Genomic DNA, 13,241 nt, shown 5'->3' on the forward strand with positions numbered 1-13,241 from the left:
GCCAGCCGACGGGCCGGCCGCCGGTGGCGCGCCTCAGGTCGCCTGCTGATCGAGGTCGTCGTCGAAGACCCCGTCCATCGACTCCGCCATGGCCGAGCCCGCCGCTGCGAGGAGGCGTGTGGCCCCGGCGGCGGCGGCGATGGCCAGGGCGATGGGGCCGACGGCGGCCAACCGTCGTTCGGCCGTTCCTGATGTCCTGCTGTGCACGGGTGCTCCGCTCGTTCTCCCTCGGCCCGACACTACCCAGCGATGCTCGCGACATGGCCGCGTTCGCTGCCTACAGCTCGCAGGCGGTCCGGCCTGCGATGGCCTCCTGCCGGTCGTGGTCAGCGGTCGAGGTGGCTGCCGCCCCGGGTCGGATCCGGGGTCGCACCCAGATGAGCCGTCAACTCGGCGAGGGCGACCCGGCGATCGAGGACGTCGCGGGCGAGATCCGTCAGCTTCTGGTTCCGTCGGCGGGCGTAGGTCCGGAGCAGGTCAAAGGCCGTGGCCATTCCCACGTCGGCCTGCTCGGCCAGCATGCCCTTGGCCTGCTCGATCACCACACGGCTGTCGAGGGCGTGCTGGAGCTGCCGCTGGCGGACCAGGGCGTCACGCATCGCCCGGTCCTGCACCATGGCGATCGTCGCGACGTCGCCGAGCCCCTGGGCGAGCGCGAGGTCAGGGGGCCGCAGGCCCCCGGGCTCCGTCATGAAGAGGTTGAGGCAGCCGAGGACGTCGGACCGCAGTCGCAGCGGGACCGCGCAGACGGCCTGGTAGCCGAGCGCGACCGACTCGGCGGCGAAGCGGGGCCACCGGTCCGACAGCTGCCGCATGTCGTCGGCGATGACCGCTCGTCCGGTCGCGACGCACTCGAGGCAGGGCCCTTCGTCCTGTTGGATCTGGAACAGCTCGAGCAGCACGGCGTCGTCGTTGGACGACGCCACGATCTGGAGACGTTCGGACGCGTCGAGCAGCAGCACGCCGGCGGCCTGGGCGTCGAGCAGGAGCACGGCCCTGACGCTGAGCAGGGTCAGCGTGTCGATCACGTCGAAGTCCTCGACGAGTGAGTCGATCAGCTCCACGAACGTCCGTGTCGCAGCGCCCTCGCGACTCATCGCCGGGCCTGTCGTGTCACCCATCTGGACCTCCTCGATCCTGGTCGTCGGACAGCCGGAGGTGTCGCATGACGATCATTGCCGCGACGGCGTCGACTGTCTCGTCGGTGGCGTACGCATGGGCGCGGATGCGGGCGATCGCCTCGTCCGGACCGACGCCGAGCTGGGCGGCGACCATCCCGGTCGCCTGGTGGATCTCGGAGCGACCGCCGACCGCGCCGTCGAGCGCCGCAGCGAGCGAATCACCGCGGACCATCGCCAGGATCGTCGCGGTGAGCACCTCGACCAGCGCGTCGACGTCGGCGTCCTGTGCGGCGGTGAGCGAGCCGTCCTCGTGGTGGTAGAGGCTCAGCACACCGACCCGAGCGGCCCCGAGGTGCAGCGGGAAGGCGAACACGGCCGCGACGCCGAGCTCCTCGGCCATCTGGACGAAGACCGGCCACCGCTCGGCGGCCCCGTCGTCCAACCGAGGGGCGCGCACCGCGGTGCCGCCGACGTGGGCATCGCGAGCCGGTCCTTCTCCGAGCGTGAACTGGAGGTCCTCCAGGACGCGCATCCGGGCGTCGGAGGAGCACACCGGGCCGGCGGCGAGGCCGTCGAGGATCGTGATCCCCGCCCCGCTCACCTCGATGAGATCGGCACAGACCGCGCACAGCGCGCCGTCCGAGTTCGCCGCGTGGACGGCGAACGCGCTGGCGATCCTGACCCACTCCGCGGTCACGGGCGCGGCTCGCGAGACACGGCGACCGGAGATGCCGGCGGGCACGCCCCGCACCTGGACGCGGCCGCGCCGCTGCGCCCCCTCACGGCTGTCGCACCGCCCGTTCCCGCCCCACCGGCAGGACGATCGTGTGGACCTCGGACGCCGGGCGCGACCGGCGCGCCCGTCCCTCGTGCCCGACCCCCAGCGCGTCGCCCCACCGGCGGCGCAGGCCCCCGCGCCGCCAGCCTCCTGACACCGATCCGGCGAGCGTCGACGGGCGGAGCAGGGTGCCCGTGGTGGCTTCCTCTCGTTCCCGTGTCGTGATCAGCCGGCCGGCCCACCTGGCGACCGCCCACTCGGTGGCCCGCGGGCTGATCCGATGGGTGACGAGCACGCAGTGGGCGAGGACACCCGAGGTGGCCTGCCGGCGGGGGCGCCGGATGCAGGACAGGATCGTCCTCGCGGTGCGCTCCGGTGCCCCGGCGGGCGGGATGGCCCGCAGCCGGAAACCTGTGTGGTTGGCGGCCCGCTGGAACAGGGGCGTGTCCATGGGGCCGGGCAGGACGACGCACACGTGGAGGTCGCGTTCGTCGGCGACCGCTCGTCGCAGGCTCAGGCCGAGCCCTCGGACGCTGAACTTCGCCATCACGTAGGCAGGGACCACGGGGTTCGGGACCATGCCCAGGAGCGAGGACACGAGCACGAGCGTGCCGTGTCGCTGCGCCCGGAACTGCTGGAGGGCGACGGCCGCGCAGTGGAGCGTGCCCGCCACGTCGGTGCGCACGATGGCATCGCGCTCCTCGGCGCTCTCCTGACCGAGTGGGCCCGCCACGACCGAGGCAGCGGCCTGGACCCACACGTCGATCTCCCCGTGCTGCTCCACGGCGTGGTGCCGGACGCGCTCCACCGCCGCGCTGTCCGCGATGTCGGCGACGACGATCGAGGCCGCCGTCGCGCCGCGCTCCCGGCAGCGAGCCGCGACGTGCTCGAGCGCCGGTCGACCACGAGCGACCAGCACCAGTGCGGCGCCCTCGTCGGCGAGACCGAGCGCGGTCGCCCGTCCGAGCCCGCTCGACGCGCCCGTGACCACCACCACGGAGCCGGCGAGCGGCACGCGTCGTCGCCTCCCGATCACGCTGATCGCCGGCGATCGGACACGTCCGGTCCGCTCGTCCCCGTCGGCCGGAGGGTCTGCTCGCCCCGCTGGGCGCCGGCCGGTTCGACCGGCGACGGCGTCCTCGCCGCGCCCGCGGGCCGATCGGTCGGGACGGACTGGGCGTCCATGGTGTCCCGCAGCTGGGCGAGCGCCCCTCTGATGATGCGTGAGACGTAGGACTGCGAGACGCCGAGCCGTTCGGCGATCTCCGGCTGGGAGAGCTCGTCGATGAAGCGCAGGTGCAGTGCCTGGCGCTGTCGCCGGTCCAGCGAGTCGATGGCCCGGAGGAGGTCGTCGTGGGACTCGAAGGCGCCGTAGCCGCGGTCCCAGCTCATGAGCTCGGGCCGCACCGACACGGTGTCATCGGGCTCCCGGGTCGGCTCCATCGACGTCGGTCGTCGGGCTCCCTGGGTCTCCATGGCCTCGACGACCTGGTCCACCGAGAGCTCCAGCTCGTCGGCGATCTCGTTGATCGTCGGGCTGCGCCCGAGCCGGTGCGGCATCTCCTCGCGGGCTCGGCACAGGCGCAGGTAGTGCTCCTGTCGGGTCCGGGGCGGGCGGACGATCCAGGACCTGTCGCGGAGGTAGCGCTTGAGCTCTCCGTCGATCGTCCGTCGCGCGAACGTCGGGAAGGAGGCGCCCTTGCCCGGTCGGTAGCGCTCAGCGGCGAACACCACGGCCATGAGCGCCACCTGGTGGAGGTCCTCCTCCAGCCCGACGTTGTTGCGGGCGAAGCGTCGGACGGTGAACCGGGCGAGCGCCATGTGGCCCTCGACCACGGCGTCGCGCGCCCGTCGGTCGCCGGTCCGGCGGTACTCGGCGAGGAGGTCGTCGACCCGAGCGGCGTCCAGCGGCTGGCCGCCGGTGCGATCGGTGCGCCGGGGCGCGTCCACCGCGACCTCGGGCGGTCGTGCGGCCGGCGAGCGCGGACCGGGTGATCGGCGGCGTTGCGGGCTCCGGGGATCGGACGTGCGCATCGGGTACCTCCTGCGTGGGGCGTAGCGCCCCTCGGCGAGAAGGCAGGGTCCGGGCGGTCCAACCGAGGATCACGGCGACACCTCGGCGGGCGTCCCATGACGTCCCGCACTCGGTGTGCAGGACTGAGTGCAACCTACGCCCCCGGCGGCCGGTGCACAACGGGTCGCGATCGGGTCCCCTGCCCTGCCGACGAGCGGCCGTGCGAGCGCCGCAGCGATCTCCCGGTCCCCAGGCGGTAGGGTCGGCCATGCACTCCTCCGACGGACGGTCGCGGCCGTGACCGGCTTCCTGTTGGACGAGCAGCCGGTGATGACCGTCGAGGACTACCTGTCCTCCGAGGTGGGCGGTCTCGGCATCGCGACCGCGCTCGAGCTCGGACCGTCGGCGACGATCGAGCGCGTGCGGGCGTCCGGACTCCGGGGCCGTGGCGGGGGCGGCTTCCTCACCGGTGCGAAGTGGGCCGGCATCGCCGGCCAGGAGTCGTCCCGCCGCTTCGTGGTGTGCAACGGCGCAGAGGGCGAGCCCGGCACGTTCAAGGACCGCGCCCTGATCCGCTCGAACCCGTACCAGGTCGTCGAGGGGCTCCTGATCGCCGCCTTCGCCGTGGGCGCCTCCGACGTCTACGTGTGCGTGAAGGCCTCGTACTCGCGCGAGCTCGAGCGACTGACGCGCGCCGTCGAGGAGCTCCAGCGATCCGGTCTCGGGGCGGACGTCACCGTGAACCTCGTGGCCGGGCCCGACGACTACCTCTTCGGCGAGGAGAAGGCCATGCTCGAGGTCATCGAGGGGAAGGCGGCGTTGCCGCGGGCCTTCCCGCCGTACGAGCAGGGGCTGTTCGCCTGGTCGCCGGAGCTGGGATGGGAGTCGACCCCGGTCGCCATCGGCACCCGCCGGGACGATCCGCACCCGACCCTGGTGAACAACGTCGAGACGTTGGCCAACGTGCCGCACATCCTCGCTCGCGGCGAGGCGTGGTTCCGATCGAACGGGACGCCGTCGTCGCCGGGGACCATCGTGTGCACCGTGGTCGGCGACGTCGTCGCGCCGGATGTCGGCGAGATCGAGCTCGGGACCCCGCTCGGCGCGGCGATCGACGCGATCGGCAGCGGCGTGCACCCCGGCCGATCCGTGAAGGCGGTGTTCTCCGGGGTGTCGAACGCCGTCATCGGGGCCCACCAGCTCGACACGCCGTTGAGCTACGAGGCGATGGAGGGGATCGGCAGCGGCCTGGGGTCGGCCGGCCTGATCGTCTACGACGACACGGCCTGCATGGTCGAGGTGGCCTGTCGCTTCTCCGACTTCCTCGCGCAGGAGTCCTGCGGGCAGTGCTCGCCCTGCAAGCTGGGCTCGACGGAGATCACCGCGCACCTCGACCGGATCGAGGCGGGCCTGGGGAGCGATCGCGACCTCGAGGTGGTGAGCGCGTGGTTGCGCAGGGTGACCGACGCCAGTCGCTGCTACCTCGCGACCGAGGAGCAGACGGTGATCAGCAGCATCCTCCGCGCCTTCCCCGAGGAGTTCGCCGAGCACCTCGAGCGGCATCGCTGCCCGCGGCAGCGGTCACTCCCGCTCCCCAAGCTCGTCGAGCTCGTCGACGGACGAGCGACGTACGCCGGTCATGACGAGGCCCCGCCCGGTCGGGCCGCCGGACGGCTCGGCAACGGCTGACGGTCGGCGGGCCGACGGCGGGCCGGCCGGTGCGGAGCCGCCGGTCCGGAGCGCGACCAGGCGCGTGGCCTCGGGCCAGTGCACGTCGGTCGCCCACCCTGCTCGCTCGAACCACTTGATCGTGGCGGCGGCCAGGTCCACCTGGTGCGGCAGGACGCCGTGACGGGCTGACACCGGGTAGGCGTGGTGGAGGTTGTGGAACGACTCGCCGAACGAGAGCACCGACAGGGCAGCGACGTTCCTGCTGCCGTCCCGGGTGCGGAACGGTCGTCGGCCGAAGGTGTGGCACACGGAGTTGATGCTCCACGTCACGTGGTGGAGCAGCGCCATGCGGACGACCCCCGCCCACAGGAACGTGACGACGGCGCCGGTCAGGGTGCCGGAGAGCACCCAGCCCAGGCCGAACGGGACCACCAGGGAACCGACGGCGAACACGCCCCACAGACGTCCCATCAGCACGAGGTCGCGATCGGCCATGAGATCGGCGACGTAGCGCTCGGGGTCGGTGCCGTCCTCCCGGAAGAGCCAACCCACATGGGCGTGGACCATCCCGCGGAAGCGCCGGGCCGGCCCGGTGCCCGAGAGGTTCGGTGAGTGCGGGTCGCCCGGACGGTCGCTGAACCGGTGGTGACGCCGGTGGTTCGCCGCCCAACCGATCACCGAGCCCTCGACGGCCATGGAGCCCGCTGCGGCCAGCGCGATCTTGAGCGGTCGGTTGGCCGTGAACGCCCGATGGGTGAAGAGCCGGTGGTAGCCGACGGCGATGCCGAGCCCGGACACCGCGTACAGCGCTGCGGCGATGGCGAGGTCCCGCACGCTGACGAGGCGCCCCCACAGCAGCGGGATGGCGATCGCGAGCGCGATGAACGGGCCGATGACGGTGAGCCCGGTGACCGACACGTCGACGCCGCGGGACCCGGAGCGCCGGGCCGGGGCATCGGGTCGGGAGGCGGTCGGGGCGAGGTCGGGAGCGGTGGCGGTCGAAGCGGTCAACGGGTCTCCTGGTGGCACGATCTCGTGCGCCACCAAGGTCTGGAGCAACGCTTCGGGAAAGCTGGTCTGCGTGACCGCTACCCGTCAGCGGCGGCCGTAGTACGTCGGATCCGGTCGCCTCCTGAGACCGGCGGGACCCCTCCCGTGAACGGCGAGAGCCGCCGGCCCGAGGGACCGGCGGCTCTCGTCGAAGATGGTCCGGGTCAGATGGGCCGGACGTTCTGAGCTTCGTCGCCCTTCCGACCGGGTCCGATCTCGAACTCGACCTTCTGGCCCTCTTCGAGGGACTTGTACCCGTCACCCTGGATGGCGGAGAAGTGCACGAAGACGTCGTCGGCACCCTCCCGAGAGATGAAGCCGAAGCCCTTCTCTGCGTTGAAGAACTTCACGGTTCCTGTCGTCACTGTGTCTCAATTCGTTTGGTCTCGGACTCGACCCTCTTGGCCGGTCCGCCCCATCAAGGTATCCGGATCGGGGCCTCGAGGCCGGTCGAGGCCCTCCATCCACCGCCGCGGGCCGTCGAAGAGGGCTCAGCCGCCGTCGCGATCGTGGCCGCCGAACCGGCCGATGAGACCGTCGACGAGCGCCAGCTTGTCGACGGTCCCCGGGCCCGGGTCGAACGGGTAGGCAGGCCGGGAGCCGAGTGATTCCGTGACCTCGTTGATGGCGGACGCCATGCGCCGCCACCGTGCGAAGTCGGAGCGGAAGCCCGGTTCCTGGCGGGGTCGGAAGATGTCGGCGACGTCGACCCGGAGCCCCGCGGCGTCGGCCGAGCCGAGGGCGTCGTGGACGTGGAGGTAGTGCGCGAAGGTCTCGGCCCAGTCCTCCAAGGGGTGGGCGGATGCGTACGAGGTGACGTGGTCCGCCCCGTGCTCGACGGTCCCGATGTGTGCGTGGTGCGACTCGATCGCCGCCCCGTAGTCGGTGCGCTCGTCGCCGAAGAGCGCCCGGAAGGTGGCGAGCGCGCCGGGTCGATCGGCGACGAGCAGGTGCCAGTAGTGGTGGCCCACCTCGTGCCGGAGGTGCCCGAGCGTGCTGCGCAGCGGCTCGGCGAACGCTCGTCGCAGCTCGTCGCTGTGGGCGTCGTCGGTCTCGGTCAGGTCGAGCGTGACCACGCCGTCCAGGTACCCCGTGACCTCCGGAGCGCCGGGGAGGTACACGAGGTCGAACGCCAGCGCCGGCAGCCCCGGCGCGGCGCTCGTGTCGGTGGGCAGGCCGAGCTCGTCGAGCTGGTGGACGAGCCGGCGCTTCGCCGCCTCTGCGGCGACCCACGCGTCGACGGCGTCGGCGTCGGACTCATCCGGGCGGCCGCGGGTGAGACGGCACGACCGGCACCAGTCGCCGACGTCGTCGATGGGCAGGGTCCAGTTGCAGCCCCACGCCGCGTTGAGGCACCGGCTCCTCTTCGAACCGGGTCCGGCGATGGTGTAGACGCTCGGGGGTCCGGCCGTGATCACCTGCACGTCGCCGAGCTCGGGCACGTAGCCGAGCTCGGCGTCGCACGAGTCGCAGGCGAACGCGTCGAACGCGATCCGTTCGTCGCATCGTTCGCAGAAGAAGCGGCGCACGGTTTCAGCCCGCGGCGTGCCGGTCCGGGACCACACGAGCTCGACGTCCGTGGGACCGGCGCCGTCCGCTGCCGGTCGCCGCGGACGGGGTGCCGAGGTCGGCGGAGGTGGTCATGGCCGCTCTTCTCCGTCTGCCCGGTGGGCGGGCGACACGACTCCGAGATGACGCGTGGACCTCGCCGACAGCAACACGGTCGCCCCCGTCTCCACCGACCGGCGGGGCGCTGCACACCGAGAGGCCGATCCAGTCGACGACCGGCCACGTTCGTCCCGCCTCGTGCGGCGGCACCGACCGCAGCCTCCCCCTCGGGGGAGCCGTGAGCAAGTCGAGCCCTCGCGGCCCCGGTGCGCGTGAGCCGCGCGTCAGCCGAACGGCTGCAGCGAGGACCCCACCACCCACATGCTGAAGTACTGGCTGTTGGCCCCGTAGGCCATGGCCAGCGCGGTGCGGGCGCCGTCGACCTGGTGCTCGCCGGCCGCACCCCGCACCTGGTTCGCCGCCTCGGCGAACCGGAGCAGTCCCGATGCGCCGATCGGGTTGCTCGACAGCACGCCACCGGAGCAGTTGATGGGGAAGTCGCCGTCGAGCTCGGTCGTGCCGTCGTCGACCATCTTCCAGCCCTCGCCGGGCTCGGCGATGCCGTGGGCCTCGAGCCAGATGGGTTCGTGCCACGAGAACGGCACGTACAGCTCGGCCATGTCGAGCTGCCGGCGCGGGTCGGTGATCCCGGCCATCCGGTAGACGTCGTCGACGCACTGGAGGCAGGCCTGCGGCCGCACGGGGTCACGCCCGGGGAAGGCGGGCGGCTCCGAGCGGGACGACGTGCCGAGGATCCAGGCCGGCGGACGGCCGTCCGCCGCAGCGGCCTCGCCGCCCGCCTCGTCGGTGATCACGACCGCGCACGCGCCGTCCGACGACGGACAGGACTCGAGGAACCGGATCGGGTCCCACAACATCGGGGACTCCTTCACCTTCTCGATGGAGATGTCCTCGATCCGCAGGTGGGCGTACGGGTTCTTCAGCGCGTTGAGCCGATCCTTGACCGCGACCTTCCACCCGATGTGCTCGGGGGCGCCGCTGCGCTGGATGTAGGCGCGGATGAACGGGGCGAAGGCGCCGCCGGCGCCGAGCGACGCGCCCTTGCCGCTGCCGAGCGCGAACTGGGCGTTGCCCTCGGACTGCTTCTCGAACGCGACGGCGAGGACGGTCCGGTGCCTGCCGGTCTGGACGTGCGACGCGGCGACGATCGCGGTCGTCCCGCCGACCGAGCCCGCGGTGTGGACGCGGAACATCGGCTTGCCGACGGCGCCCAGCGCGTCGGACAGGTAGAGCTCCGGCTTCATGACCCCCTCGAAGAGGTCGGGCGCCTTGCCGAGCACGACGGCGTCGACGTCGGCCATCGTCAGCTGGGCGTCGTCGAGCGCCCGGAACACGGCCTCTCGCACGAGGCCGCCGAACGACACGTCCCGGCGGCGGGTGCGGTGGTGCGTCTGTCCGACGCCGATCACGGCAGCGGGGATCACGAGCGGCCCTCCAGGATGCAGATCAGGTTCTGTTGCAGGCACGGGCCCGACGTGGCGTGCGCCAAGGCCCGGGTGCCGCCGTCGAACACGTGGTCGGCCGCGTGGCCGATGCGGCAGAGCCCGGTGGCCATCACCGGGTTGGCGGCCAGTGCACCGCCGGACGGGTTGACCGCGACGCCGTCGTCGAGCCCGAGCACGTGGCGGAGCAGGAGCTCCTCGTGCGTGAACGCCGCCTGCAGCTCTGCGATCTCGACCGGGCCGTCGGCGAGCCCCGCCGCCTCCGCCGCGATGCGGGTCGACGGGGAGTCGTCGAGGGCCCGGAAGGACGGGTTGTGGCACTCGGTGCGGTGGTCGAGCCCGGCGATCCACGCCGGACGCGGGACCAGCTCGCGGGCCCGATCACCGCGGGCCAGCACCATCGCCGCCGCCCCGTCGGTGATGGGCGGCACGTCGTGGCGCCGGAGCGGGGCCCGGAGGTAGTCCTCGGTGAGGAGGGCGTCGACGTCGCCGTCGCCCCTCGATCGCACCGCCACCTCGGCCATGGCGCGCTCGTCGGCGAGCCCGGCGCCGATGACGGCCCGGGCCTGGAGCGCCGCGAACGTCAGCGGGTCCGCCCCGATCGGCGCGAGGAAGTAGGGGTCCATCTCCATCGGGTAGATCAGCGCGGGGTCCGCCGTCGACGACCGGCCGGAGCCCGTCACGACGGCGATGTCGATGTCGCCCTCCATCAGGCGGAGCCACGCCTCGTAGAGTGCCCACGCCCCGTCCATCTCGACGTGCGAGTCCCGCTTGGGTGGCCACGCCCCGATCGCGTCGAGGTTGGACACGAACGAGAAGGCCTGGCCGGTGATGTAGTCGCAGCTGCCGAGGCAGGTGAAGTCGACGTCGGCCCGGGTCAGCCCGAGCGGCGCCAGCGCGTCGGTGATGACCTCCATGAGCAGCTGCGTCTCGGACCGGTCCGTGCGGCGGACGAACGGGGTGTGGGCCCAGCCCACCACGGCGATGTCGTCGAAGGTCGGGGTCGGTGCGGCCATCTCAGAAGATCCTGTTCAGCAGGTCGGGGTCGTCGATGCTGGGCTCGCCGTTGGGCATCCAGCCGAGGAGGTCGCCGTAGGCCCCTCCCATGGCGCCGGCGTCGTCGTCGGACCGCTCGGCCGGGGAGGCCCACACGGCGCTGACGCGCTGGCCGACGTGGACCTCGTCGGCGGGGAGCTCGACCACGGGCTGGTACGAGAGGACGACGTCGGTGTCATCGAGCAGCACGAACGCCCGCACGAACGGCTCCGTCTCGGTCTGGCCCGGGTACGGCACGGGCGTCACGATCGCGAAGTTGGTGATGGTGCCCACGTGCGGGAGGTCGACGTCGCCCTCGGGCCCGATCTCGACCGCGTCGATCGGGCAGTAGCCCTTGCCGCCGGCGTACACACGCCCGCAGACCGGACATCGGGCGCCGAGCAGCCGTTGCGATCTGGACGCCTCCAGGGAGCGGTCGGTCGACTCGGGGATGGGGTTCCGGTACGTGATCGACGCGACGTAGTCCATCATCGTGACCGGCTCCTCGGCCGGTCCCTCGTCCTCGCCGTCGACCTCCGCGTCCTCACCGGGGACGAAGCACACGATGTCGTCGAGCCGACCGGCTCGAGCGCCCCGCCATCGCGGCGCCACGCGCATCCCGTCCGCCATCGCGTCGATCGAGCCGGCGTCGACCGCGTGCAGGAGCGGCGTCGTGGCCCCGTCGAGGCGGACGAACGCGAAGGCGAACGGTCGGTCGAGCGGGTGCTGCTCCGACGGGACGGGCACCCACGTCCACGAGTCCACGGTCCCGGCCGGTCCGACCTCGACGAAGTCGTGCGCCAACTCGGCTCCCGTCGCCGGGTCCCACTCCATGGGCGGCACCAGGACGTCCTCGCCGTTGCGGATTCCGAGGATGCGCCGCTCGGTCAGCGCCGACATGAAGGTCCCCACGACCGGCCCCAGAGAGCGCTGGTACGGGAACGTGATCGTGCTCTCGACGAAGCGGGTCATGGCGCCTCCGGTCGGCCCGTCCGGAACGGCCCGGAACGGCGGCATCTGTTGGTGCCGGTCATGTGACCCCGATGTGGCGGGCTCGTCAACTCGTTCTGCGCGGATCCCCCGACCCGGGAACGGCACCGGTCCGGTGCCGCCGCGAGGCCGAGGCGACCGACCGGTGCGGTGCTAGGAAGCGCAGGTGGTCGATCCGGGTTGGGAGCAGGGGGACCTCCTCTGCCAGGAGTTCCCCGTGCACCTCGAGGCGCTGCGGGGCGCGGGGGCGGACTTCCTCACGCGCGCGTTCCGCTCGACGGGCGCGATCGGCCCGGACGACCGCGTCGCCGCGATCACGCGGCTCGAACCGTTCCGAGGTGGCAGCACCGGCCGCAAGGCGCTCCTCTCGGTCGCCTACGAGCGGCCGGCGGCCGACCTCCCGGAGGACCTCTTCGTGAAGTTCTCCCGCGACCTCGACGACGAGGTCCGCGACCGGGGGAGGCGCCAGATGCGGTCGGAGGTCCGCTTCGGGCTGCTCGCAGATCCCCGACTTCCCGGTGGCCGTGCCCCGGTGCCTCTTCGGCGAGTACCACGACGGGTCGGGCTCCGGCGTCCTCATCACCGAGCGGATCGGGTTCGGTGCGGACGGCATCGAGCCCCACCACCCCAAGGCCCGGGACCACGAGATCGACGACCTCCTCGGCCACTACGAGGCGCTGGTGTCGGCACTGGCCCGCCTGGCGGGGTCGGACCGGGCCGGACGGTTCCCCGACGACGTGATGGCCCACTTCGAACCACGGCCGAGGACGGCGGCGGGCGCGGCGCGGTACACCGCCGACCAGGTCCGTCACGGCGTCGAGCGCTACGCCGACTTCGCGTCCCGGTTCCCGCAGCTGCTGCCCCCGTCGATCCGCTCCGACGAGTTCGTCGCGGAGCTGCACGAGGTCGCGCCGCGCTCCATCGAGCACGCCGAGGCGATCCGCTCGGCGATGGAGGACCGGCCGGCGGCGCTGACCGCCTTCTGCCACTGGAACGCCAACATCGACAACGCCTGGTTCTGGCGCGACCGGGACGGCGCCCTCGCGTGCGGGCTCATGGACTGGGGCAACGTCGGCCGGGTGGACGTGGTGAGCGCGCTGGCGAGCTGCCTCTGCTTCACCGAACCCGACTTCCTGGTCGACCACCTCGACCACCTCCTCGAGCGGTTCGCCCGCGTGTTCGAGGAGAGCGGCGGCGGACGTCTCGACCCGGCCGTGCTCCGGCGCCAGTTCCGGCTCCACGTGGTCGCCGGCGGCCTCCGCTGGCCGCTGGGCACGGTGCCTCTGATCGAGCGCCACGTCCCCGACCTCGCGACCGTCACCGGTCGGCTCGACCCGCGGATCGCGGACCACGAGCTGCCCCGCACCCAGCTCCACCTCCTCACCGCGTACCTGGTGCTGTGGCGGGCGTCCGACGCCAGGAGCCTGATCGACGGGGCGGTCGCGCGTGCCGGGAGCGAGCCGGTCCGACGTACCGCGCCGACGTCGACGCCGACCCCGTAGGTCCGGGCG

The 13,241-nt window shown here is 72.6% G+C and carries 13 protein-coding genes; 2 read left to right on the top strand and 11 right to left on the bottom strand.

Features of this window, described 5'->3' with window-relative positions; translation table 11 throughout:
- Positions 1–33 precede the first annotated feature (33 nt).
- The 5 genes from LH044_RS16685 to LH044_RS16705 all read right to left on the bottom strand — a co-directional run bounded on the left by LH044_RS16685 (position 34) and on the right by LH044_RS16705 (position 3,849).
- Positions 34–207: a hypothetical protein gene (locus LH044_RS16685; protein ID WP_227756719.1), complete on the bottom strand. Its 174-nt coding sequence runs from the start codon at positions 205–207 to the stop codon at positions 34–36.
- Positions 208–326: 119 nt separating this feature from the next.
- Positions 327–1,121 (bottom strand): GAF and ANTAR domain-containing protein, encoded by a 795-nt coding sequence (locus LH044_RS16690; RefSeq protein WP_227756720.1) that lies wholly within the window; start codon positions 1,119–1,121, stop codon positions 327–329.
- Positions 1,114–1,818, bottom strand: coding sequence for an ANTAR domain-containing protein (locus tag LH044_RS16695; RefSeq protein ID WP_227756721.1), 705 nt, complete (start codon positions 1,816–1,818; stop codon positions 1,114–1,116). The genes LH044_RS16690 and LH044_RS16695 overlap by 8 nt, the downstream gene beginning before the upstream one ends.
- Positions 1,819–1,900: 82 nt before the next feature.
- Positions 1,901–2,914, bottom strand: coding sequence for an SDR family NAD(P)-dependent oxidoreductase (locus LH044_RS16700; protein WP_227756722.1), 1,014 nt, complete (start codon positions 2,912–2,914; stop codon positions 1,901–1,903).
- Between the two features lie 17 nt (positions 2,915–2,931).
- Entirely contained in the window at positions 2,932–3,849 is a 918-nt protein-coding gene (locus LH044_RS16705) for a sigma-70 family RNA polymerase sigma factor (protein WP_227756723.1), read from the bottom strand.
- 361 nt (positions 3,850–4,210) lie between these two features.
- Between LH044_RS16705 and LH044_RS16710 the strand changes: the two genes are divergently transcribed.
- Entirely contained in the window at positions 4,211–5,602 is a 1,392-nt protein-coding gene (locus tag LH044_RS16710; RefSeq protein ID WP_227756724.1) for an NADH-ubiquinone oxidoreductase-F iron-sulfur binding region domain-containing protein, read from the top strand.
- Here LH044_RS16710 and LH044_RS16715 read toward each other — a convergent pair.
- The 6 genes from LH044_RS16715 to LH044_RS16740 all read right to left on the bottom strand — a co-directional run bounded on the left by LH044_RS16715 (position 5,495) and on the right by LH044_RS16740 (position 11,712).
- Positions 5,495–6,595, bottom strand: a complete 1,101-nt coding sequence (locus LH044_RS16715) for an acyl-CoA desaturase (protein WP_227756725.1) — start codon at positions 6,593–6,595, stop codon at positions 5,495–5,497. The two genes, LH044_RS16710 and LH044_RS16715, sit on opposite strands and share 108 nt — an antisense overlap.
- 203 nt (positions 6,596–6,798) lie before the next feature.
- Complete coding sequence (locus LH044_RS16720) at positions 6,799–6,999, bottom strand: cold-shock protein (RefSeq protein ID WP_227756726.1); 201 nt, start codon at positions 6,997–6,999, stop codon at positions 6,799–6,801.
- 126 nt (positions 7,000–7,125) lie between these two features.
- Positions 7,126–8,163, bottom strand: a complete 1,038-nt coding sequence (locus LH044_RS16725; RefSeq protein ID WP_227756727.1) for a putative zinc-binding metallopeptidase — start codon at positions 8,161–8,163, stop codon at positions 7,126–7,128.
- A 363-nt stretch (positions 8,164–8,526) separates the two neighbouring features.
- Complete coding sequence (locus LH044_RS16730; protein ID WP_255626058.1) at positions 8,527–9,672, bottom strand: thiolase family protein; 1,146 nt, start codon at positions 9,670–9,672, stop codon at positions 8,527–8,529.
- Positions 9,673–9,683: 11 nt separating this feature from the next.
- Positions 9,684–10,721: a thiolase family protein gene (locus tag LH044_RS16735; RefSeq protein WP_227756729.1), complete on the bottom strand. Its 1,038-nt coding sequence runs from the start codon at positions 10,719–10,721 to the stop codon at positions 9,684–9,686.
- A 1-nt stretch (position 10,722) separates the two neighbouring features.
- Positions 10,723–11,712 (bottom strand): Zn-ribbon domain-containing OB-fold protein, encoded by a 990-nt coding sequence (locus tag LH044_RS16740; protein WP_227756730.1) that lies wholly within the window; start codon positions 11,710–11,712, stop codon positions 10,723–10,725.
- 536 nt (positions 11,713–12,248) lie between these two features.
- Here LH044_RS16740 and LH044_RS16745 point away from each other — a divergent pair.
- Positions 12,249–13,232: a hypothetical protein gene (locus tag LH044_RS16745; RefSeq protein ID WP_227756731.1), complete on the top strand. Its 984-nt coding sequence runs from the start codon at positions 12,249–12,251 to the stop codon at positions 13,230–13,232.
- Positions 13,233–13,241 lie beyond the last annotated feature (9 nt).

This window comes from Dermatobacter hominis, assembly GCF_020715685.1.
Taxonomy (GTDB): domain Bacteria; phylum Actinomycetota; class Acidimicrobiia; order Acidimicrobiales; family Microtrichaceae; genus Dermatobacter; species Dermatobacter hominis.